At 61.3% G+C, this 22158-nt stretch carries 20 protein-coding genes; 12 read left to right on the forward strand and 8 right to left on the reverse strand.

The window, feature by feature from the left end:
- The first annotated feature begins 38 nt into the window (after positions 1-38).
- Positions 39-947 (forward strand): intradiol ring-cleavage dioxygenase, encoded by a 909-nt coding sequence (locus tag CXQ93_RS08640; protein WP_104110038.1) that lies wholly within the window; start codon positions 39-41, stop codon positions 945-947.
- 339 nt (positions 948-1286) lie between these two features.
- Here the strand turns inward: CXQ93_RS08640 and CXQ93_RS08645 are convergent, their stop codons facing one another.
- The 4 genes from CXQ93_RS08645 to CXQ93_RS08660 form a co-directional block, all read right to left on the reverse strand.
- Complete coding sequence (locus CXQ93_RS08645) at positions 1287-2099, reverse strand: amino acid ABC transporter ATP-binding protein (RefSeq protein WP_306299971.1); 813 nt, start codon at positions 2097-2099, stop codon at positions 1287-1289.
- Positions 2092-3000, reverse strand: coding sequence for an amino acid ABC transporter permease (locus tag CXQ93_RS08650; RefSeq protein WP_258068772.1), 909 nt, complete (start codon positions 2998-3000; stop codon positions 2092-2094). Before CXQ93_RS08650 ends, CXQ93_RS08645 begins: the two co-directional genes overlap by 8 nt.
- A 52-nt stretch (positions 3001-3052) precedes the next feature.
- Positions 3053-3988 (reverse strand): ABC transporter substrate-binding protein, encoded by a 936-nt coding sequence (locus CXQ93_RS08655; RefSeq protein WP_104110039.1) that lies wholly within the window; start codon positions 3986-3988, stop codon positions 3053-3055.
- A 167-nt stretch (positions 3989-4155) separates the two neighbouring features.
- On the reverse strand, positions 4156-5352 hold the full coding sequence (locus CXQ93_RS08660; protein ID WP_258068793.1) for an isochorismate synthase MenF: 1197 nt from the start codon (positions 5350-5352) through the stop codon (positions 4156-4158).
- Between the two features lie 279 nt (positions 5353-5631).
- Between CXQ93_RS08660 and CXQ93_RS08665 the strand changes: the two genes are divergently transcribed.
- The 3 genes from CXQ93_RS08665 to CXQ93_RS08675 all read left to right on the forward strand — a co-directional run bounded on the left by CXQ93_RS08665 (position 5632) and on the right by CXQ93_RS08675 (position 8859).
- Entirely contained in the window at positions 5632-6357 is a 726-nt protein-coding gene (locus CXQ93_RS08665; RefSeq protein WP_104110041.1) for a demethylmenaquinone methyltransferase, read from the forward strand.
- Positions 6358-6436: 79 nt separating this feature from the next.
- Positions 6437-7759: a geranylgeranyl reductase family protein gene (locus CXQ93_RS08670; protein WP_104110042.1), complete on the forward strand. Its 1323-nt coding sequence runs from the start codon at positions 6437-6439 to the stop codon at positions 7757-7759.
- Positions 7756-8859: a polyprenyl synthetase family protein gene (locus CXQ93_RS08675; protein ID WP_104110043.1), complete on the forward strand. Its 1104-nt coding sequence runs from the start codon at positions 7756-7758 to the stop codon at positions 8857-8859. Before CXQ93_RS08670 ends, CXQ93_RS08675 begins: the two co-directional genes overlap by 4 nt.
- Positions 8860-9102: 243 nt before the next feature.
- On the opposite strand, the gene CXQ93_RS08680 is transcribed toward CXQ93_RS08675, so the two are convergent.
- The 4 genes from CXQ93_RS08680 to CXQ93_RS08695 all read right to left on the reverse strand — a co-directional run bounded on the left by CXQ93_RS08680 (position 9103) and on the right by CXQ93_RS08695 (position 12247).
- Positions 9103-9774 (reverse strand): endonuclease domain-containing protein, encoded by a 672-nt coding sequence (locus CXQ93_RS08680; RefSeq protein WP_258068773.1) that lies wholly within the window; start codon positions 9772-9774, stop codon positions 9103-9105.
- A 688-nt stretch (positions 9775-10462) separates the two neighbouring features.
- The gene (locus tag CXQ93_RS08685; protein ID WP_104110044.1) at positions 10463-11062 is read right to left on the reverse strand and encodes a hypothetical protein; all 600 of its coding nucleotides are present in this window, start codon (positions 11060-11062) and stop codon (positions 10463-10465) included.
- Between the two features lie 63 nt (positions 11063-11125).
- Positions 11126-11545: a hypothetical protein gene (locus tag CXQ93_RS08690; RefSeq protein ID WP_062286505.1), complete on the reverse strand. Its 420-nt coding sequence runs from the start codon at positions 11543-11545 to the stop codon at positions 11126-11128.
- A gap of 48 nt (positions 11546-11593) precedes the next feature.
- Complete coding sequence (locus CXQ93_RS08695) at positions 11594-12247, reverse strand: trimeric intracellular cation channel family protein (protein WP_104110045.1); 654 nt, start codon at positions 12245-12247, stop codon at positions 11594-11596.
- 131 nt (positions 12248-12378) lie between these two features.
- Between CXQ93_RS08695 and CXQ93_RS08700 the strand changes: the two genes are divergently transcribed.
- The 8 genes from CXQ93_RS08700 to CXQ93_RS08735 all read left to right on the forward strand — a co-directional run bounded on the left by CXQ93_RS08700 (position 12379) and on the right by CXQ93_RS08735 (position 22036).
- A complete protein-coding gene (locus tag CXQ93_RS08700) occupies positions 12379-13422 on the forward strand; it encodes an ABC transporter ATP-binding protein (protein WP_104110305.1) in 1044 nt (347 codons plus the stop codon).
- Complete coding sequence (locus CXQ93_RS08705; RefSeq protein WP_104110306.1) at positions 13409-14629, forward strand: ABC transporter permease; 1221 nt, start codon at positions 13409-13411, stop codon at positions 14627-14629. Before CXQ93_RS08700 ends, CXQ93_RS08705 begins: the two co-directional genes overlap by 14 nt.
- Positions 14626-16149 (forward strand): MFS transporter, encoded by a 1524-nt coding sequence (locus CXQ93_RS08710; RefSeq protein ID WP_374953395.1) that lies wholly within the window; start codon positions 14626-14628, stop codon positions 16147-16149. Before CXQ93_RS08705 ends, CXQ93_RS08710 begins: the two co-directional genes overlap by 4 nt.
- 153 nt (positions 16150-16302) lie before the next feature.
- Positions 16303-16995: a sirohydrochlorin chelatase gene (locus tag CXQ93_RS08715; protein ID WP_258068774.1), complete on the forward strand. Its 693-nt coding sequence runs from the start codon at positions 16303-16305 to the stop codon at positions 16993-16995.
- 241 nt (positions 16996-17236) lie between these two features.
- On the forward strand, positions 17237-19006 hold the full coding sequence (locus CXQ93_RS08720; protein WP_104110047.1) for a nitrite/sulfite reductase: 1770 nt from the start codon (positions 17237-17239) through the stop codon (positions 19004-19006).
- The gene (locus CXQ93_RS08725) at positions 19003-19716 is read left to right on the forward strand and encodes a phosphoadenylyl-sulfate reductase (protein ID WP_104110048.1); all 714 of its coding nucleotides are present in this window, start codon (positions 19003-19005) and stop codon (positions 19714-19716) included. Before CXQ93_RS08720 ends, CXQ93_RS08725 begins: the two co-directional genes overlap by 4 nt.
- The gene (gene cysD, locus CXQ93_RS08730) at positions 19713-20669 is read left to right on the forward strand and encodes a sulfate adenylyltransferase subunit CysD (RefSeq protein ID WP_104110049.1); all 957 of its coding nucleotides are present in this window, start codon (positions 19713-19715) and stop codon (positions 20667-20669) included. Before CXQ93_RS08725 ends, cysD begins: the two co-directional genes overlap by 4 nt.
- Positions 20669-22036, forward strand: coding sequence for a sulfate adenylyltransferase subunit 1 (locus CXQ93_RS08735; RefSeq protein ID WP_104110050.1), 1368 nt, complete (start codon positions 20669-20671; stop codon positions 22034-22036). Before cysD ends, CXQ93_RS08735 begins: the two co-directional genes overlap by 1 nt.
- The last annotated feature ends 122 nt before the right edge of the window (positions 22037-22158 follow it).

Genomic DNA, 22158 nt, shown 5'->3' on the forward strand with positions numbered 1-22158 from the left:
CATAGCCAGAGTCAACGCTTTCCTGATGAAGTAGAGGCATGACAAATTCCCCGCATCCCCATCACGACAAGGGCCTCGAATTCGATCTAGGTACCATGTTGAGCCGTCGCCGCACTCTGGGATTGGTCCTGGGCGCGGGTGTTGCAGCCAGTCTTGCAGCCTGTTCACCGGCAGAGGGCGGCTCCAGCACCAGTACTAGCAGCGCCGCCGGGAGCGGCACCACGGCAGCTTCGGCGGCACCCACCGCCGCAACAGCCACGAGTGCAAGCGCCACGCCCACAGCTCAGGTCACTCGGGCGTTGGCGGAATGCACGGCCAACTCCGTGGATACCCCGGAAGAAACCGGCGGTCCCTACCCGGCCGACGGCTCCAACGGCCCCGATGTCCTCACGGCATCCGGGGTGGTCCGGCAAAACATCGTCTCCAGTTTCGGCGCCTCCACCACCAAGGCGGAGGGCATACCGCTGACCGTGACGTTGACGCTTTTGGACAACGCGCAGGGCTGCAAACCGTTGGGGGGAGCCGCCGTCTACGTCTGGCACGCTACCCGCGACGGCAAATACTCGCTCTACGATCAGGGGTTGGAAAACGAGAACTTCTTGCGCGGAGTTCAGGAGGCCGATGCCAATGGCCAGCTGAGTTTCACCACCATCTTCCCCGGGGCCTACAACGGGCGGTGGCCACACATCCATTTCGAGGTGTTCGAGTCCATGTCCAACGCCACAGCGGCCGGCCAGATCCTGCGCACGTCCCAAATCGCCATGACTGAGGCCTCCTGCAACGAGGTTTACGCCTCAGCCGGATACGAATCCAGTCAGCAGAACTTCCCCAAAACGCCCTTGGCGCGGGACATGGTTTTCGGGGACGACGGCGGCATCCACCAACTTGCGTCAACCGCCGGATCAGTATCAGCCGGATTCACCGCGGCCCTGAACGTGATCATCTAGGAGCCGGACCGGACCGAGCCAAAGGCCCGAAGCGGGCAAGCGGAAGCCAAAACAGCTGGCGCCAAAGGCCCGAAGCGGGCAAGCGGAAGCCAAAACAGCTGGCGCCACAGGCGCGGCGCAGGGAGACGGAAGCCGAAAGCACCTGGCGCCACAGGCACGGCGCAGGGAAACCGAAGCCGAAAACAGCCGGGGTCCCGGTTCCCGGAGCGGGGATGGCGTGATTTCGTTCCCTCGCTTCGCAAGCTCAGCGGGGAACCCTCGGAAATCTCTTACCAAGGTCGCTCAGCGACCGAGAAAATCTTACTGCCCGCGAGGGAACCGAGACCCCGGCATTGGCCGTTAGAGTACCCGGCTGAGGAACTCCTTGGTGCGGTGATGTTGCGGGTTGGCGATGATCTCGCGCGGGTTACCGCTCTCTACCACGACGCCTCCGTCCATGAAGGTGAGGGTGTCGCCTACCTCGCGGGCAAAGCCGATCTCGTGAGTTACCACGATCATGGTCATACCGGACTTGGCGAGGTTCTTCATGACTTCCAGAACGTCGCCCACTAGTTCGGGGTCAAGGGCGGAGGTGGGCTCATCGAAGAGCATCAACTCCGGCTCCATGGCTAGTGCGCGGGCAATAGCAACACGCTGCTGCTGCCCGCCGGAAAGCTGGGATGGGTAGAAGTTGGCGCGGTCGGACAAGCCCACCATCTCCAACAGTTCCAGTGCCTTCAGCTTCGCGGCTGCCTTGGACTGACGCTTGACCTGGGTAGGTGCTTCAATCACGTTTTGCAGGGCAGTCTTGTGCGGGAACAAGTTGAAACGCTGGAACACCATGCCGATCTCACGGCGCTGGGTCGCGATCTGTTTGGTGTTCAGATCGTGCAGTTTACCGTTGACCTCCCGGTAGCCGATCAGGTCATTGTGCACGTAGATGCGGCCTGCGCTGAGAGTTTCCAGAAGGTTAATGCAGCGGAGCAGGGTGGACTTTCCTGAACCTGACGGGCCAATAATTACGGAAACTTCGCCCGGCTTGACCGTCATGTCAATGCCCTTGAGCACGTGGTGATCGCCAAAGAACTTATGGACGCCCTGAATCTCTACCAGAGGTTTCACTGTGACGGGTTGGGCGGCTTGTTCAGCGGATGTGTGGGTTGCGTCAGGCAAGGTTGTTCCCCCTTGGAAGCATGATTGGGTCAGCTGCGGCCGGTGGCGGCACCTTGACCGGCGCCTTCATAACGTTATCTACTCCCTTGCCGAAGTGCCGTTCAACGTAATACTGGCCAACCATCAATACCGAGGTAATGACCAGGTACCAGAACGCAGCAACCATGAGGAGTGGGATAGGCAGGAACGTACGGCTGGCCAACGCGTTGGTCACAAACGTCAGGTCCAAGGTGAAAGGAACGGCCAAGACCAGCGAGGTGGTCTTGAGCATGCCGATGGTCTCATTGCCTGTGGGCGGGATGATGACGCGCATGGCTTGGGGCAAAATAATGCGCCACATGACCTTGGAACGGCGCATACCGAGGGCCTCTGCGGCTTCCATCTGGCCGTTGTCCACGGACTTCAGACCAGCGCGGAAGATCTCTGCCAGGTAGGCGGATTCATTCAAACCCAAACCAACAATGGCGGCGACTGTGGCGTTGATGACGGTGGCAGTGTCCCAAGAAAGTAGCTCAGGCCCAAACGGCACTCCGAGAATGATCTTCGGGTAAAGCACGCCAACAGATCCCCAAAACAACAGCTGGGTGTAGACGGGCGTTCCACGGAAGAACCAGACCCACACCCAGGAGACGTACCTGAACAAGGGGTTGTCTGATTGGCGCATGAACGCCAACAAGATCGCCAACACTATGGCGATGACCATGGAAGAAACGGTCAGGACCAGCGTCCAACCCACACCTTGAATGACAAGAACATCAAAAACATAGGTGCGGAACGTGCCCCAATAGAACTTGGGATTGGTCGTCATTGACTGAATGGCCAGAATAACCACCAGCAGAATGACGGCCGCGCCCACCCACCTCCACGGGTGCCGGACGGGAATTGCGTCAATCAATTCCACGTCCGAGCCCGGGCCGCGGGAAGCCCGGAATGATGATCGTCGGCTCAAGGCTTTAGCCCGCCGTCGGGTTCAAGACGGACTTGGTCAATGCGCCGTCCTGGTTGTTCCACGTGGAAAGAATCTTGGTGTAGCTGCCATCCTCGATGAGCTTGTTCATGACCTTCTCAATGACTGCGGCGAAGGCTGCGTCATCCTTGGCGATGGCAATGCCCTGTTCGGCGGAATCATACGTCTCGCCGAGAGTTTCCAGCTGGCCGTTGGTCTTGGCCAAGGCGTTGTTGATGATAGGGGTATCGGCGCTCATGGCGTCGATGGTGCCGCCAACCAAACGCGTGGTGACGTCTGTCTGGTTTTTCAGGGAAATAATGTCAATGGCCGGCTTGCCGTCAGCCACGCACTTGGCGGAACGATCCTTGACATCCGGATCTTCCTCAACGGTGCCTGTCTGGACGCCGATCTTCTTGCCGCACAGGTCATCCATGCTGATGCCCTTGGGATTGCCCTTCTGCACGGCCCAGAGAACGCCAGCGTTGAAGTAGCTGACAAAGTTCACAGCCTTGGAGCGCTCGGGGTTGATGGTGAAGGAGGAGATGCCCAGATCGTAGGCGCTGCCGATCTTGGGAATGATTGAGGAGAAGTCAGCCGTGTGGACAACGGCCTTCTTGCCGAGCGTGGCCGCGATGGCCTTGGCAATATCCACGTCGTAGCCGATGGGAGTCTGGCCATCTTTGTCCAGGAACTCGGCTGGCTCATAGGAAGTATCGGAGCCTACTTCAAGAGTGGCCTTGTCCTTCAGTGATGCTGGCAGCAACGCGATGAGGGCATCATCCTTGGCCACCGTGGTGGGATCGAAAGCGGCAGCTTGCGAAGCTCCTGAGCTACTTTCCGTGCCGCCATCTTGTGACGCTGTGGTGCAGCCTGTCAGTCCGAGAGCCGCAACGGCGAGGACGGCGGCGAATCGCAGGCCCAGCTTGGAAGAGTTGTGCATTTTTTACCCTTTGTGTAGTCCCTAAGGAGCCAGCATTTGACATCTAGTGTAACCCTCGGTGACTTGCCTCACAGTCAACAAGATTTCACTATTGAACAACTTTCTGTGATCCCGTGCAAGAGATTCAGGGGGATTACTGTCTGAAATCCCGGACTGTCAAGGGTGATCTAAGGGTGGTTTGGCAGGTTTAGGGCCTGCAGCATGGGCCGAAGTTTTGCCCACGTCTCAGCCAGTTCCGCCTCCGGGTCGGAGGCTTCCACGATGCCTGCGCCGGCATAGAGACGCACGCTGTGAGAATCCTCCAACACCGCTCCACGCAGGGCAATACCCCATTCGCCATTGCCAGCCCCATCGAGCCAGCCGACAGGACCGGCATAGGGTCCGCGGTCCATCTGTTCCAGCTGGAGGATGAGAGTTGCAGCTTCTTCCCGAGGCGTTCCGCACACGGCAGCAGTGGGGTGTAAGGCCTCAACTAGGGCTAAAGACGTAGGCACGTGCCCGTTGGAGCTGGCCAGCTGGGCGCTCACATCGGATGCCAAATGCCACACGTTGGGTAGTTCCAAAATGAATGGCTCCGCCGGGAAAGACATGTCTGTGGCAAAGGGGGCGAGCTGCCGGATGAGGGAGCGAACGGCGAAATCGTGCTCCTGACGCTGTTTGATGGAGCCGCCCAAAACCGAGTCGGCAAAGCCGGTGGAACCGGCCGGTTCGTCTTCACGGTCAAGGGTTCCGGCAAGTACGCGAGCCTGGGCTGTGGAGCCGTCCACTTTGATGAGGATCTCGGGCGTGGCCCCCACCAAACCGCGGACGCCATAGGTCCAGCATTCGTCGTACAGGCCCACCAATCGTTGCAGAATTGAAACTCTGCGCACCGGTTCCTCGAGTGTTGCGAGCACATCGCGAGCGAGGACCACTTTTTCCAAGCCTCCGTGGGCAATGGCCGCAACGCCGGAGCGGACGGAGTCCTTCCATTGTTCTTCGCTGAGCGCACCGGAGCGAACGGTGCCCGCCGAGGGGGTGCCCGGCGTCGAACTTTCAAAGGACGAGGGAGCGGAAGAGGAGCCCAGTTGCCGCAGAAGGGCCAGTGCGGATTTCTCGGTGGGCGTGATGCCGTCCAAGGAGAGCTGGGTCAGCCAGGCGGTGCCCGCGGAGAAGCCCACCACTAGGGCCGGGACTATCAGCACGGATTCGTAGGCGCTCGTGGTGGAGAAGGCGAAGGAGCCAAAAGCCATGGCTCCGGTGCCGGGCATGCGGATGGAATCGTCTACCTCCGCGGTGGCCAGGAGGGATTTCCACCACTGTTCGGCGTCGGAAAAGCGGGAGGCACCGGTGCCAGTGAAGGAGGCGATTTCGCCAAAGCCCATCAGGCCTTCGCCGCGGCGCAACCAGCACAGCGGCCCGTCCGGGGAATCAGTGGAGCCCGAGTCCAAAAGTGCGCTGGGTACAACGATGCCAAGCTCCGCCAGCGTTGCCGGTGTCAGGGCCAGGGTGAGGGCGCGCAGCGAAAGGGAATCAGTCATGATGAGTCCAGATTACTCGCTGAGGGGCCAAAATTCGGCGTACTGGCGGTGTGATGGCCCACAAGCGGCCCCGGCACGCCTCCACAATGCGCGAAGCCGGGCAAAGTTTGAGAGACTAAGGGAGTGAACCGTGCATCTTTGGAGAAGCGTCCGGAAGAAATGGCTGCCATGTTTGACGAGGTGGCCCCTAAATACGACGTCGTCAACGATATTTTGTCCTTAGGACAGACCCGTCGCTGGCGGCGCATCGTGGTGGACGCCGTGGGCACCGTGCCCGGCCAGCGGGTCTTGGACCTGGCCGCCGGTACCGGCACCTCGAGCGAACCGTTTGCCGACGCCGGCGTGGACGTGGTGGCCTGCGACTTCTCAGTAGGCATGCTTAAAGTTGGTAAGCGCCGACGCCCGGACATTGACTTCGTGGCCGGAGACGCCACAAACCTGCCCTTCGCAGACAACTCCTTTGACGCCTCCACCATCTCCTTTGGGCTGCGCAACGTGGCGGATCCGAAGAAGGCACTGCGTGAAATGCTGCGCGTGACCAAACCCGGCGGAAAACTGGTGGTGGCCGAATTCTCACACCCTACCTTTGCTCCGTTCCGCACCGTATACACCGAATACTTGATGCGCGCCCTGCCGCCCATCGCCAAAAAAGTAGCTTCTAACCCAGCCGCCTACGTGTACCTGGCGGAGTCCATCCGGGTCTGGCCCAATCAGGACAACTTGTCCGCGTGGCTCACCGAATCCGGCTGGGACAAGGTGGCCTACAGGAATTTGAGCGGCGGCATTGTGGCTGTTCACCGTGCCGTGAAGCCGCTGACCGGCCCTGGCAACGCTGCCGGTGCGCACTAACCGTTCGCAAACCGTGCATTACCCCGTGCTCTAACCCGTTCGCTAGTCACTCGCTAACCGTAAGGAAACCCCACCCACCGTGAAGGTACTGATAGTAGGTGCCGGTCCCGCCGGATCCACCGCGGCCTGGCACTTGGCGTCCGCCGGGATCGAGGTCACCGTGCTGGAGAAGACCCGTTTCCCGCGTGAAAAGGTCTGCGGTGACGGACTCACCCCGCGTGCCGTGCGTGAAATGCAGCTCATGGGCCTGCCGCACGACCCCGCAGAAGGCTGGCGCCGCAACAAGGGCCTGCGCCTGGTGGCCGGTGGCCGTCAGATCGAGGTGCCTTGGCCCGAGCTCACCGACTTCCCCAACTACGGACTTATCCGGACGCGTTTGGGCTTTGATGAATCACTCGCCAGCCATGCGCGTGCCGCCGGAGCCGTGATCCTTGAGGGCCACTCGGTGACGCAGGCCCTGACTAACGACGCCGGAACTGTCGTAGGTGCCAGGGCGTCACTCTTGGATGGGGCTGGCCGGAAGACGGGCGAAACCGCTGACTTCCACGCCGATGTGGTGCTGGCTGCTGATGGGAACTCCACCCGGACGGCGCTCTCCCTGGGGCTTGAGAAACGTGATGACAGGCCCATGGGTGTTGCCTACCGTACCTACTTCACGTCTCCCCGTCACGAGGATGACTGGATGGAAGGCTGGCTGGAACTGCCCGCACCGGATGGCCGGACGTTGCCAGGGTACGGCTGGGTCTTTGGCGTTGGTGACGGGACCTCTAACGTTGGCCTGGGTATCCTGAACACCTCCAAGGAGTTCGGCAAGCTGGATTACCGTGCAGTGCTGCGCGATTGGACGGCCTCCATGCCCGGTGAGTGGGGCTTTACCCCGGAAAACCAGGTGGGTGCCATCAGGGGAGCGGCCCTGCCCATGGCTTTCAACCGCACCCCGCACTACTCGGACGGACTGCTGCTGCTGGGAGATTCCGGAGGCATGGTCAGTCCTTTCAATGGCGAGGGTATTTCCTACGCCATGGAATCAGGCCGCTTTGCAGCTGAGCACATTGTTCGGGCAGCTGGCACCAACTCGCGGTTGGCCGCCGATCACGCGCTCTCCAACTACGGCACGCTGGTGCGTGAACAGTGGGGCAGCCACTTCACGCTAGGCCGGGTATTTGCTTCCATGATTGGCAATCCCACCATCATGAAACTGGCCCTGCGCTCGGGCATGAGCGTTCCGGTGCTGATGCGTTTTGTTGTCCGACTCATGACGAATCTGACCGACACGGATAAACGCGGTTTTGAGGATAGAGTGATTCATCTACTGGAGAAGCTCGTCCCTGCCACCAGCAATCAGGACATTACCCGCACATCCAAGCAACAATCCCTACCAATAGTTAGTGTTGAGCAGTGACTACTTCCGCGAACCACAGCTGGACCCATGCCGGGCAAGGACGCCCCGAATCACACGATCCCAATCCCAGCACCATGGCCATTGCCACCGGGCTGCAACTGCCGTCCGGTTTCAATGCCGTGGCAGAGGACCCGGAACTGGGACCCTCCATCTCCATGAGCATGGCAAAGGTGGAAAAGGTATTGCGTGAAGCAATCGCCCATTCCGATCCTTTGGCAGATGCCACCAGCCGCCACTTGGTGGAAGCCGGCGGCAAACGCATCCGCCCGCTGTTGGTGCTGCTTGCTGCACACCTCGGAGACCCGAACCGGGCCGAAGTGGTGCAGGCCGCCGTCGTGGTTGAACTGACCCACTTGGCCACGCTCTACCACGATGATGTGATGGACTCGGCGCCGTTCCGTCGCGGCGCTCCCACCGCCCATGAGGTGTGGGGCAACACTGTTGCGATTCTGACAGGTGACCTCATCTTTGCTCGCGCGTCGATCCTGGTCTCGGCTCTGGGTGGCCGTGCTTTGGAAATTCAGGCCCGTACTTTTGAGCGTCTGTGCCTTGGTCAGCTGCACGAAACCGTTGGTCCGCGCGAGGACGAAGACCCCATTGAGCATTACCTTTCCGTCATTGCTGACAAGACCGGATCGCTCGTTGCTGCTTCGGGTCAGCTTGGTGCCATCTTCTCCGGTGTTTCAGAAGAAGGCCAAGAGGTTCTGCTGGAATACGGCGAAAAGGTGGGCGTCGCTTTCCAGCTCGCCGATGACGTCATCGACGTGACCGGGCTGAAGCAGGTTTCGGGAAAGTCACCCGGAACCGATCTGCGCGAAGGTATCCCCACGCTCCCTGTTCTGTTGCTGCGTAACGCTGCTGCCGCGGGCGATGCTGACGCTGCCGCCGTACTAGCGCTGGTTGATGGTGATCTGAGCAGCGATGAAGCACTTGCTGAGGCGGTAACCGCGTTGCGCGAACACCCCGTCACGATGGAATCCTGGGCCGTTGCCCGCGAATGGTCCGATGCTGCCATCGCAGCACTGGCACCGCTGCCCGAGGGAATCGTCAAGACGGCTCTGGCCAGCTTTGCCGAAGCCGTGGTCTCCCGCGACGTCTAACACTTCCGTTTCTGGCTCGAAGATCCGGGTCGGGGCTCGAAATCCCCAGGTTGGCCTCGAGTTGCCCGGTTTCGCGGCCGAGCGTCAGGTTTCGGGGATCGATTTCTCAGGTTTGGCCTCGAGTGTCCACTTAATGTACGTTTCGGGGCCGTTTTGGGCGCTGAGCGTACGTTATGTGGACACTGACCGGTGGGTCAGGGGTTGCGGCGTGGATCTTTGGCCGCGAAAAGTTGACTGGGCCGCCTAGCTGAAGTCTTTGCGGACGTTGAGAGTGCCCAGCAAGGACCGGTTGGCTAGATTCTGCGGATCCGGCCAGCCGCCACGCACCAGCATCCGGGCCAGCTTGGTCACCGCAATGAGCCCGCCATTGCGCATATCCTCTCGGCGGAGCACCACTTGATGCCATCCCAATGATTGGGTAATAAAGTCCCGATCGCGATCCTTGGCCTGCTGTTCTGGAGAATCATGGTGCAGTCCGTCGTACTCCGCGCAAGTCTTGTATTTGGGACATGCCAGATCGGGTTCCACCAGCGAGTGTCCGGCGTCGTCCATGATCTTGTAGTTGGGTTGGAATTCTGGCAGGCCTGATCGGTTGATGGTCAGCCGCAACCGAGTTTCTGGCGCTGAGTCCACTCCGATTCTGACAAGTTCCATAGCCGCCCTCAGCTTGGTATAGCCACGGGCACCCGTGTGCTGGGCAAGGTAAGCCTGCAAGACGTTGAGTTCCACCGTGGCGATTCTGACACGGCCATTATTGCGTTGGTGGCAACAGACAATCTGATCCCCTACAACCACTAACTCATCAACGGTGAGTAATGGCGCGATGTCCAGGAATGTTCGCGCCGCCGAAGTGACTGGAACTCCACCAAATTCATCAATGTCGGTCCGCTCCAGTTTTAGTCGGTGGCCGCTCACGTGCCGTCGCCTGGGTGGTGGACTGCCGTTCGGCCTGGAGAGGTCGAGTAATTGGCGTTCTTGGAATCTCGACGGCAAATACAGGCCATGAATCTTCGCTGCCGTGATGTGGCTGATGACGCCATCGCCAGTCAACGCAGTGTAGGGACGGCAATGGTCTAGCAACTCACAGTCAACTGTTTGGGGAACGCGAATACCCCGGCTGGGTTTCAATAAATCTGCTGAACGGATACGACGGGCAGATAACCGGGCATGGTGCGCCTGGGCCAGAGTGAAAGGCCGCAGGGCCAGGTGCAGTGGAAGTTCCGATGGTTTTCTCATGCTTCCAGTAAGTCTGAAATTGAGCCCTCGTAGCGGCGAAAAAGGCCAATCGGGCAAATCTGTGGATAACGCAGGCTCTGGGCCTTATAGAACGGACAAATCATTTTGCCGCGGACCGTAGCTCTTGGAGGACGGGGTGTACGCCTGACGCAGCATCGTGGGGTGCCAGATGGGTGCCGGGGCGGCTCGAGTGTTCATTTAAGGTACGGTTTGGAGGCCCAAAACGGGCCGAAACGTACGTTAAATGGACACTCGGCGCAGGGTGGCTGGCGCGGGGTGCTGTTCAGGAAGTTGCCGGGGCATGGGGCTCGGGCACTCGGGACTCGGCGCGGGGCGCTGAAAGACCTAGGGAGTCAGCCTTTCAAGGTCAGATCTTGGCTCCCATTCCGGGGAGTGAAAAGGGGCTGGCACCTTCGGCGCTGTTATTCCAATGCGTGGGTGCGTTGCGGCGTCGAGCTTCTGCTTCTGAGGCCGTAGCCAAGCCGGCATCATCGACGCTGACCATGACACCACTGTGCTGGAGATTGAAGAATCGGATCACAATGCGGCGGCCGTTGACGTTCCACACACATGCCTGGACCACGGGATCATGCCAAGGGTTGTTTCCCTCGCCGTAGCGTGCGGTGAGCTGGCTGTGAATGCTTTCGTAGCCTTGGCGGGTGGAGGGATTATCCGTACTCATGGACGAATACAGCTGCATGCTGATGCCTAGGAACCTCCCACTATAGGAGGTCCACGACGAGGAAATTTCCCCGCCAGCCAAGGGAGTGCGCAGCGAATAATGTGCCACAGCTGGAACGGCGCTGGCCTCATCCCACGCCGCTCCTGTGATGAGCCCCAGGCGTTCAAACCACGCTTTGCGGTCAAAGTCGGAACGGGGCCACATCCCCTCGACCAACTTTTCGACCAAGCCAACCACTGCAGCCGGGTCCGGATTCAATACGCTTGTGGGCTCCTGTGCGTTCATAACGCCACGCTACCGCTCCCGGATGAATATTCCCATAGCTCGCGTCTGCGTAGTTGCTGTGGATTAGTCCTCGTCGCCGAAAACCCAGTCGAGCATGTCAAAGACGAACTCGCTGAAAGTGCCTTCCTCGTTGATCCAAACACCAGTGGCGTTGTTGCGGCGCCACACGATGGGATCGGGAACATCGGCCTGATCGACCAGAATGCCCCAGGTGTAGGCCTCGTCCTCGTCTTCAAGGAACAGAAGGTAGCCGTCCTGAACTTCCAGCTCTTCGGGATCCCAGAAGTAGTAGTACGCCTCCATGAGTTCCTCGCAGTTACCCACGGCGTGCAGGAATTCGCGCAGCGCCAACGGCACCGTGAGCTGCAATTCTGCAAAGACAGCGTCCAGATCCGCCCAGTCAATCCCGTCGGCTTCCTGCCACGGCTCCTCCAAATACAAGGGAACCAGGCCACGGAACTTCTCTACGAACATGTCAGACATTCAAATCTCCACAACTGAGCAACAGGCGATTACAAGCTACCTGCAATCTTAGTCGCGACGGACGTGCAGGATGCGCCGAGCAGCCCAACTGCGCGATGCCAGCGGAGCATGCCAGCCGTAATGCAGACTTAATAGGCGCAGGAGGAAAACTGCGACGGCGGCAACGGTGCCAGTGATGAGGTTCAACCAGCCCGCGTGCCACAGCACAGCGGTGAGGGCGGCGCCAACCAGCGCCGGGATCGCGTACAGGTCCGTAGGATCAAACACTTTGGGCACTTCATTGGCTGTGATGTCACGCAAAATGCCGCCACCCACCGCCGTAGTGACGCCCAGGAGTACCGCGGCCACGGGGTTCATCCCGGCGCCGAGGGCTTTGAGGGTGCCAGTGATGCAAAACAAAGCCAGCCCGCCGGCGTCGAACATCAGCAGTAAGCGCCCACTTCGCTGGACGTTGCGGACCATGAAATACACCAAGGCCGCAGCAAAGAGCGGCGGCAGCAGATACTCCGGATTCAGGAACGCGGCAGGTGGACCGTCGTTCAGGACGATGTCCCGGACCACACCGCCGCCCAGGCCAACCATGCATGCCAGCAGCACCGAGCCGACCAGGTCGAACCCCTTTCTGGCGGCGAGTAGACTGCCCGAGACGGCGAAGAAAAAGACGCCCAAGAGATCAAGAGCGAGCGGTAGATCAATGGTCATGGAAGCAATCTTTGCGTGGAGGCTTTGCGTGGAGGGAGGGAACAGTAAGTCAGCGCCAGCGTACCGTGTCGGGGCAAAATATCGGCAAATTTCTTGGCGTCATCGGGTTGGTTTGTGACTACGCTGAGGGAATGAGCCGCGTCCAGCCATTGATTCATGTTCAGGACTTCCAGATGCACTTCGGTGCGAAAAAAGTCATCGAAGGGCTCTCCTTCGACGTAGCACGCGGGGAGACGTTTGGGTTTTTGGGCAGTAACGGCAGTGGAAAAACGACGACGATCAGGGCTTTGCTGGGCATCTACCGTCCCACCTCGGGAACCCTGGAGATTAACGGCAGGGTGTTCAGTGACGACTTTGGCGCCCGGCTGGGCTACCTGCCAGAAGAGCGCGGCTTGTACAAAAAAGAGTCGGTGTTGGATGTCATGAGCTACTTTGGGCGGCTCAAGGGCTTGTCCAAAAAGGATGCCCAGGCCTTTTCAAGGGACTATCTGGACAGGGTTGACCTCGCCGACAAAGCCGATGTGCGCGTGGACAAGCTCTCCGGCGGCGAACAACAAAAAGTTCAGTTGGGCGTGACCATCATGAATGATCCGGAGCTGCTGATCCTCGATGAACCCACCAAAGGCTTTGACCCGGTGAACAGGCGCCTCCTCATGGACATCATCGAGGAACGCAAGGAGGCAGGGGCCACTGTCATGATGATCACCCACCAGATGGAAGAAGTGGAACGGCTCTGTGACAGGATCGTCCTGCTCAAGGACGGCAAAGCCGAGGCCTACGGAACCATTGGCCAGGTTCAGAACCAGTTTGGTGGCCGGACCATCAGGCTCAAGTATTCCGGGGCCCTGCCGCCCTCGCCGCACTATGACATCACTCTGCAGGAAACCAATTACGCCGAGCTGTCACTAGATGATTCCGTGGATGAGTCTGCCGTGCTGAAGGACCTGGTACTTGCCGGAGTGGTGGTGCGAGGCTTCGTAGCGGCCAAACGCAGCCTGGAGGACATCTTCATTCAGGTCTACGGCGAAGTGCCGGGTGACGACGGCTCGCCACCCGGCGACGCGTCAGGTCTAGGACTAGGAACAGGCCCCGGGGCTGTACCCCCGCGCGGGGCCAAGCGGCTCGCCGCCCGCGGCCTACGCCGGAAGGGAAATGGGCCGGATGGCACGCCATAATTTGGGCACGGTAGTGCAGTTTGAATTCATTCGGACCGTGAAGAAGCGGCGGTTCTGGATCGCCACTTTGGCCATCCCGGTGTTGTTGGGGATTGTTTTTGCCTTGGTGTTTGCCAGCAATTCCAGCACGCAGCAGCGTTCGGATGAGCAGAAGAACCAAACGCTGGCCTTTAGCTACTCAGATGCCTCCGGACTCATTGATCCGGCCCTAGCCAAAGCCATGGGTGGCACCGTCGAGAAGGACCCAGGGACCGCCGTCGAACGTGTCAGGGAGGGCACACTCAACGCGTTCTTTAGCTTTCCGGCCAGCATCGGCAAGGAGCCGGTGAGTGTTTACGGGGCGGATCAGGGTATTTTCGAGAACGGTACGTATGACGCCGTGGCCAAACAGCTGGTGGTGCTTTCCGCTGCGCAAAAGGTGGGTTCTGCGGAGCTGACAGAGGCCGTGCAGGGCAATTTCACCACAGACCTGCAGACCTTCAAGGACGGCCAAATATCCGGCGGATTGGAAACCGTGGTGCCGCCATTGCTGTTCCTGGTGTTGTTTTACGTGGTGATCATCCTGCTGGCCAACCAAATGCTCGCCTCCACGTTGGAGGAGAAGGAAAACCGGGTCACGGAGATGATCCTGACAACCTTGAACCCCACAACGCTGGTGGTGGGCAAGGTCATCTCGCTGTTCCTCGTGGGTGCGGTGCAGGCGCTGGTGTTTGCTTCGCCCATGGTGCTGGGGTACCTGTTCTTCCGCAAGCAGCTCGCCATCCCGGACTTTGACCTCTCCAACCTGCAATTCCAGTTCCTGCCCATGCTCATTGGGGGTCTCTTGTTTGTGGGTGGCTTCATCCTGTTCACGGGCGTGCTGGTGGGAATCGGGGCTGTCATGCCCACAGCCAAAGATGCCAGCACGGTGTTCGCCCCGGTCATGATCATGATGTTCATCCCGTTTTATATTGTGACCATGGTGGTGAGTGACCCCGGCTCGCTGATCGTAAAAATATTTACCTTCTTCCCCTTCACAGCGCCTATTACGGCCATGTTGCGCAACGCCTTCGGCTCACTCAGCGGTGCCTCTGCGGCCATTGTGATTGTTGAACTGTTCGTGTTTGGGTTCGTGGCCCTGCGCGTCGCGGTGCACTTGTTCCGCTACGGATCCATTGAATATTCGCGCAAGCTCTCCCTACGCACCGCCTTCGCTAGGAAGCCTTGAACCGCGTGCAGAGCGTGCCGGGGCGAGTGTTGTGGGTGGCCATCCTCGCCTCCTTTGTAGCATTCCTTGACGGCGCCATTGTCAACGTCGCCCTGCCCGCCATGACCCGCGAGCTGGGCGGCGGCATCACCACACAGCAGTGGGTGGTGGACGCCTACCTTCTGGCTCTGGGATCGCTCATTCTGATCGCAGGCTCCCTGTCCGACACCTTCGGCCGCATCCGGATCCTCCGCGCCGGCCTGCTGATCTTCGGGGCCGCGTCATTAGCCTGCGCCGTCGCCCCAAGTGCCCTGCTGCTCATTGTGGCTCGAGGTATCCAAGGTGCCGGGGCCGCGCTACTAGTGCCCAGCTCGCTCGCGCTCATCACCTCAACTTTCCGGGGACCCGCGCAGGGCAAAGCCATCGGCTCGTGGACGGCCTGGACTGGAACCGCATTTCTGGCCGGGCCGTTGATAGGCGGACTCCTGGTGGACTACGGCAACTGGCGGCTGATCTTCGCCATCAACGTCATCCCCATTGCCGCCACCCTGTTCCTGCTGAAGGGGCTTGCCATCCCTCCCGCACGGCTTCCCGTACTTTCCCCCGTGAAGCACGACGCCGGAACCACCTCCCTGCCCGCGGCACCTGTTGCTCCTTCCGTCACCGCCGAGCCCGGCGCCCGAGCAAGCGCGCCCGTCTCAGTGGCGCCGACCGCGGCACGGGTCGATGTCATCGGGGCTGTTCTGGCCGCCGTCGGACTGGCCGGGACGGTTATTGCCCTGATTGAACAGGAGCGGCTGGGGTGGGGGAGTGCACTGGTGTTTGGGCCGTTTGTGCTGGGGATTGTTGCGCTGGTGGCGTTCCTCTGGTGGGAGTACAGCACCCCTGCACCCATGATGCCGCTGGGGCTGTTCCGGATCCGAAACTTCGGCGTGGGTAATATTGCCACCACCTTTATCTACGCAGGGTTGTCGTTGGGGCAGCTACTGGTCGTGCTGTTCTTGCAGGAAATTGCCGGGTTCACGGCGGCCCAGGCGGGGCTGGCATCACTTCCAGTGGCTGTGATCTCGCTGCTTCTGGCTGGGCCGTTTGGAACGCTCGCCGGCAAATACGGACCCCGACTATTCATGGCACTGGGACCACTAGTGGCTGGCGTGGGGTACGCGATGATGGCATCGGCGGCGGAACCTTTCAATTTTTGGTTACAGATTCTGCCCGGACAGCTGGTGTTTGCCGTGGGGCTGTCCATAACAGTTGCGCCTTTGACGGCGGCCATTCTCGGGGCGGTTCCGGCGGGGCAGAGCGGAATTGGATCGGCCATCAATAATGCCGTTTCACGTGTGGCTGGGCTCATCGCCGTGGCGCTCGCGGGCGTGCTGCTTGGCGGCGTGCTGGATTACGCATCATTCCGTCGGGTCATGGTCATTACGGCGCTGCTGTTCTTGGTGGGCAGCGTGGTTTCGGCGCTAGGGATCAGCAATGCAGAGGCGCGGCGGCAGCGCGGCGGTGCGGAGACCGGGCCCGCGGTGGCTGATGATTGATCGGGGACGGGGACGGGGACGGGGACGGGGACGGGGACCGAGACCGGGCTCGGGGCTGCCAGCCCAGCGGACTCTTGACGCAATATCGGTGCCCGGACAGCTACTCCGCTGACGTACATTGGCTGTGAAGAATTCTTGGGAAAGGACCCAAACATGGAGCATGAAACCGTGATGATTGCCTGCGCCCACGGCACGAATAACGCCGAAGGCCAGCGACGCATCAGCCAACTCAGGGCGGATATTGCTTTGTTACGTCCGGGGTTGACGGTGCTGGAGGCGTATGTTGACGTGCAGGAACCGGCTCTGCCAGAAGTGGTGGCCGGGCTGGCCGCGCACGTGCACGCCGTGGTGGTTCCGCTGCTGTTGACCGTGGGCTTCCACGTTCAGGTGGACATTGCTGACGCCGTGGCCAGCCGGTCAAACACCTGGGCCGCCGCGCCGCTGGGACCCGATCCGCGGCTGGCCAAACTACTCGATGAGCGGATCGGTACGCTCCCTGCGGGGTGGGGCATTGTGTTGGCCGCGGCAGGTTCCTCACGCCCCGAAGCCGCCGAACCGATTGAGGTCCTGGCCGCCGATCTTGCTGTCCGCCGCCCAGAGCGGATTCTTGCCGCTTATGGCGCCAGCGCCCGGCCAACGGTTCCGGACGCCGTGGCACAATTGCAAGCTGGCGGCGCCGCAGGGGTGGCCGTGGCCTCCTATTTGCTGGCCCCAGGCTACTTCCACGACCAGTTGTCATTGGCGGGCGCTGACCGGGTTGCCCCACCGTTGCTGCCCTCCAAGCTTCTGGCGGAACTGGCGCTGGAACACTTTGACGCGGCGCTCCTGCGCAACGTTGCGCCGTAACGGTGCACTGCAGAAGTGGCGCACTGTTGTGCAGTAACAGTGCGCAGGATTAAACAGCACGACGCCGGACCCGCGCACCTAGGTGGGCGGGTCCGGCGTCGTGCCCGGCAGTGACACTTCCCGCGGAGGTGCCAAGCACACCCCGGTGCGAAATGGGTGGGTGTGACGAAATGTTGCCCAAGGTGAAGCAGCGTTGCATGAGTGATTGGTGAGGGAACAGGGTCGATCTACGCTCGTTCTCATGACACAGACAGCTCTAGCCGGAGCGAACGCCTCTGGCACTGCGGCCGCAACAAGTTCCGCCGAGGCACCCGCCAAGCGAACCGTTCGGGCCCGCCCAGCCGCCAAACCCCACGGCCAGTGGAAGGTTGATGGCACCGCGCCGCTGAATCCCAATGAGGTGTGGAAGCAAGAAGACGGTGGGCTGAGTGTCCGCGAACGGATCGAGACCATCTACGCCGCCGGTGGCTTCGACAGCATCGAGAAGACAGATCTGCACGGCCGTTTCCGTTGGTGGGGGCTGTACACCCAGCGCAAGCAGGGGATTGACGGCGGCAAGACAGCCACCCTGGAACCCCATGAGCTTGAAGACAAGTACTTCATGCTCCGGGTCCGCATCGACGGTGGGTCTCTGACCACGGAGCAACTGCGCGTCATCGGACAGATTTCCACTGAATTTGGCCGCGACACCGCGGACCTGACGGATCGCCAGAACGTCCAGCTGCACTGGGTGCGCGTCGAGGACGTCCCGGAGATCTGGAACCGACTCGAGGCAGCGGGACTGTCCACAACCGAGGCCTGCGGTGACGTGCCCCGTGTCATCCTGGGTTCCCCTGTGGCCGGCATTGCCAAGGACGAGATCATCGATCCCACCCCTTTGATCAAGGAGGTCAGCGCCCGGTTCATTGGCGATCCGGAACTGGCTAACCTGCCCCGCAAATTCAAGACTGCCATCACCGGGCACCCCTCGCAGGACGTGGTCCACGAGATCAACGACTTCGCCCTGGTTGGCGTGGTGCACCCCGAACTTGGCGCCGGCTACGACCTTTGGGTGGGTGGCGGCTTGTCCACCAACCCGCGCCTGGCCGAGCGCCTCGGCGTCTTCGTGTCCCCCGAGGTTGCGGCCGAGGTGTGGCTGGGCGTCACCAGCATCTTCCGCGACTACGGCTACCGCCGCATGCGCACCAAGGCCCGACTGAAGTTCCTGCTGGCCGACTGGGGACCGGCCAAGTTCCGCCAGATTCTGGAGGACGAGTACCTCGGTCACAAGCTGCCCGACGGCGAGCCCGCGCCCAAGCCCACCTCGCCCGGTGATCACATCGGCGTGCACGAGCAGAAGGACGGCAAGTTCTTCATTGGCGTCGCACCTACTGTGGGCCGGGTTTCGGGGTCCACATTGACCGCGCTGGCCGATGCCCTTGAGGCCCATGGTTCCTTCCGCCTCCGCACCACCCCGCACCAGAAGCTCGTCATCCTCGACGTGCCCAAGGAACAGGTGGAACCGCTCATCACGGTGCTGGATGGATTGGGGCTCTCCGCCCGCCCGTCGCTGTTCCGCCGCTCCACCATTGCTTGCACGGGCATCGAATACTGCAAGCTAGCCATCGTGAACACCAAGGACACCGCGGCCACGGCCATCAGCGAACTGGAAACACGCATCGCTGATCTGGTGGATACCGGCGTTCTGACCCAGCCGATCGCGTTGAACATCAACGGCTGCCCCAACTCCTGCGCCCGCATCCAGACCGCGGACATCGGCCTGAAGGGCATGATGCTTCCCACGGACGACGGCGGCACCGCCCCCGGATTCCAGGTCCACCTAGGTGGCGGGCTGGCCACCGACAACCGCGTTGAGGCAGGCCTGGGCCGCACCATCCGCGGCTTGAAGGTCACCGCCGCAGAGCTGCCCGACTATGTGGAGCGTGTTGTCCGCCAGTACGTTGGTGCCCGCACCGACGGTGAAACGTTCGCCGAGTTCGCCCACCGTGCCGATGAGGAGTTGCTGAAATGACCGTCACAACGCTTCGTTCGCATGACGAGCTCAAGGCCATCGCCGAGGCAGGCGCAGCCGAGCTGGCCTGGGACGCGTCAGCTCAGGAGGTCATCGCCTGGGTGTCGCGCAACTTCGAAACTGGCGCGGCCGCCGTCGCCTGTTCCATGGCCGACGCCGTGCTGCCGGCGCTGGTTGCCGATCAGCTGCCCGGTGTGGACGTGTTGTTCCTGGACACGGGTTACCACTTCCCCGAAACTTACGCCACGCGCAACGAGGTGGCGGAGAACCTGCGGGTCAACATTGTGGACGTGCTGCCGGTGAACACCGTTGCAGAGCAAGATTCGCTGCTGGGCAAGAACTTGTTTGCCAGCGACCCTGCCCAGTGCTGCGCACTGCGAAAGGTTGAACCGCTGAGCCGGTCCCTCTCTGGCTACGAGGTGTGGTTCACCGGAGTTCGCCGCGACGAGGCCCCCACGCGCACCGACACTCCGTTGGTGGTGTGGGATGAAAAGAACGGCCTGGTCAAGGTCAATCCCGTGGCCACCTGGACGTACGAGGAGCTGATCAGCTACTCGGATGACAACCTTTTGCCCGTGAACCCCCTGCTCAGCCAGGGTTACCCGTCCATCGGCTGCGCACCCTGCACCAACAAAGTGGCCCCCGGCGCCGACCCCAGGAGCGGCCGCTGGGCCGGAACCTCCAAGACAGAATGCGGACTACACGTATGAGCACCCAAATTACAGACACAACGATCGACCTGGCCGAGGCGGCAATCGGCGAGCAGGCCGCCGAGCTGAACTCCCTGGACCTGCTCGAATCCGAGGCCATCCACATCATCCGTGAGGTGGTGGCCGAGTTTGAGCGCCCCGCGCTGCTGTTTTCCGGCGGCAAGGACTCCGTGGTCATGCTGCATCTGGCCACGAAGGCCTTCTGGCCTGGCAAGGTTCCCTTCCCCGTGCTGCACGTGGACACCGGTCACAACTTCCCGGAGGTCATCGACTTCCGCGACCGCACGGTTGAGCGTTTGGGGCTGCGCCTCGAGGTGGGCTCCGTGCAGGAATTCATCGACTCCGGCGAACTATCTGAACGTGCCGACGGCACCCGCAACCCGCTGCAGACCGTGCCGTTGCTGGACGCGATTGCTAAGAACAAGTTCGACGCCGTCTTTGGCGGCGGCCGCCGTGACGAGGACAAGGCCCGCGCCAAGGAGCGCATCTTGAGCCTCCGTGACGAGTTTGGCCAGTGGGATCCGCGCAACCAGCGCCCCGAGCTGTGGAACCTGTACAACGGCCGGCATACGGTGGGCCAGCATGTGCGTGCGTTCCCCATCAGCAACTGGACCGAGCTGGACATCTGGCGCTACATTGCCCGCGAAAACATTGAACTGCCGGGCCTGTACTACGCCCACGACCGCGAAGTGTATGAGCGCGATGGGATGTGGCGTGCCGTGGGCCCGGTTTCCGAACCGCGCCCGGATGAGGAAGTCATCATCAAGCAGGTCCGCTACCGCACCGTGGGCGACATGTCCTGCACGGGCGCCGTGGCCTCCAACGCAACAACTGTCCACGACGTAGTACGCGAAGTTGCCGCCTCCACCCTGACAGAACGTGGCGCCACCCGGGCCGATGACCGCATCTCCGAGGCAGCCATGGAAGACCGCAAGAAAGACGGCTACTTCTAATGAGCACCACTGCACTTGAGCACTCAACCCTGTTCCGCTTCGCCACGGCCGGCTCCGTCGACGACGGCAAGTCCACCCTGGTGGGCCGGTTGCTCCACGATTCCAAGGCCATCCTGGCCGACACGCTCGACGCCGTCACCCGCACCTCCGCGGACCGCGGCTTTGGCGGTGAAAACGGCAGCACACAAAAGATTGACCTGGCGCTGCTGACTGACGGACTGCGTGCCGAGCGCGAGCAGGGCATCACGATCGATGTGGCTTACCGCTACTTCGCCACTGACCGGCGCAGCTTCATCCTGGCCGACTGCCCCGGGCACATCCAGTACACCAAGAACACGGTGACGGGCGCGTCCACTGCGGATGCCGTCGTCGTACTTATTGACGCACGCAAGGGGGTGCTGGAGCAGACGCGCCGGCACCTGTCCGTGCTGCGCCTGCTGCGCGTTCCCAACGTGATCATCGCCGTCAACAAGATTGACCTGGTGGACTTCAGTGAGGAGATTTTCCGCGCCATTGAGAGCGATGTCCAAGCCGTTGCGGCGAACATCGGCCTCGGTGACGTGGTGGTCATTCCGGTGTCCGCACTGGAGGGTGACAACGTGGTGGAGCGCTCCACCCACACCCCTTGGTACACCGGCGCCAGCCTGCTGGACCTGCTGGAAACGCTGCCCACCACGGACGAGCTGGAGCGCGGCCTGGAGCCGTTCCGCTTCCCGGTTCAGCTGGTGGTCCGGCCGCAGGGTGCGCTTGCTCCTGAGCTTTCCAACGCGGACGACGCCGGAGCCTCCTTCCGCGATTACCGCGCCTATGCCGGCCAGCTCGCTTCAGGAGGCGTCTCGGTGGGGGATGCCATCACGGTTCTTCCCTCTGGGCGGACTGCGACGGTGGTGGGCATCGACTTTGCCGGCCGGTCCTTGGAACAGGCCGTGGCGCCGCAGTCGGTGTCGCTGCGCCTGAGCGAAGAGATCGACATTGCCCGCGGTGACGTTATTGCGGCAACGGGTACCTTTGGCGAGGTCAGCCAAGACCTCTACGCGGAGCTGTGCTGGCTGTCCACGAAACCCCTGCGCGAGGGTTCCAAAGTCTTGATCAAGCACGGCAGTAAGACGGTCCAGGGTCTGATCAGGGCCGTCACGGGGAAGCTGGAGCTGGAGTCGTTTGAGTACCAAGCTGCATCCGGACTGGAGCTCAATGACATTGGAACGGCCCAGATCCGGTTGGCGTCGGCGCTGCCCATTGAGGTGTATGCGCGCCACCGCCGCACGGGTGCGTTCCTGGTGATCGATCCGCAGGATGGCAATACGCTGGCCGCTGGACTTGTCCGGGATCATCCCGGCGACCACGAGGACGAGCGCTACAGCATCTAGGCCCACAGTGAACAATGCCGCCGTTCCCGTATATTGCCGCCGCTATACCCTGCGGCAATATACGGGAACGGCGGCATTTTGTGTTTGACCATTGCGAAATCTTGGGGCAAAGTCTGGAATTT

Origin of the sequence: Arthrobacter sp. N199823 (genome assembly GCF_002929705.1) — a bacterium.
In the GTDB taxonomy this organism is placed as follows: domain Bacteria; phylum Actinomycetota; class Actinomycetes; order Actinomycetales; family Micrococcaceae; genus Specibacter.

Coding starts and splice junctions, on each gene's coding strand:
- CXQ93_RS08660 (WP_258068793.1), bottom strand. CDS start 5,352: ATGGGCTTTGGCGAAATCGCCTCCTTCACTGGCACCGGTGCCTCCCGC.
- cysD (WP_104110049.1), top strand. CDS start 19,713: ATGAGCACCCAAATTACAGACACAACGATCGACCTGGCCGAGGCGGCA.
- CXQ93_RS08720 (WP_104110047.1), top strand. CDS start 17,237: ATGACACAGACAGCTCTAGCCGGAGCGAACGCCTCTGGCACTGCGGCC.
- CXQ93_RS08735 (WP_104110050.1), top strand. CDS start 20,669: ATGAGCACCACTGCACTTGAGCACTCAACCCTGTTCCGCTTCGCCACG.
- CXQ93_RS08640 (WP_104110038.1), top strand. CDS start 39: ATGACAAATTCCCCGCATCCCCATCACGACAAGGGCCTCGAATTCGAT.
- CXQ93_RS08695 (WP_104110045.1), bottom strand. CDS start 12,247: ATGACCATTGATCTACCGCTCGCTCTTGATCTCTTGGGCGTCTTTTTC.
- CXQ93_RS08690 (WP_062286505.1), bottom strand. CDS start 11,545: ATGTCTGACATGTTCGTAGAGAAGTTCCGTGGCCTGGTTCCCTTGTAT.
- CXQ93_RS08685 (WP_104110044.1), bottom strand. CDS start 11,062: ATGAACGCACAGGAGCCCACAAGCGTATTGAATCCGGACCCGGCTGCA.
- CXQ93_RS08725 (WP_104110048.1), top strand. CDS start 19,003: ATGACCGTCACAACGCTTCGTTCGCATGACGAGCTCAAGGCCATCGCC.
- CXQ93_RS08700 (WP_104110305.1), top strand. CDS start 12,379: ATGAGCCGCGTCCAGCCATTGATTCATGTTCAGGACTTCCAGATGCAC.
- CXQ93_RS08715 (WP_258068774.1), top strand. CDS start 16,303: ATGGAGCATGAAACCGTGATGATTGCCTGCGCCCACGGCACGAATAAC.
- CXQ93_RS08655 (WP_104110039.1), bottom strand. CDS start 3,988: ATGCACAACTCTTCCAAGCTGGGCCTGCGATTCGCCGCCGTCCTCGCC.
- CXQ93_RS08705 (WP_104110306.1), top strand. CDS start 13,409: ATGGCACGCCATAATTTGGGCACGGTAGTGCAGTTTGAATTCATTCGG.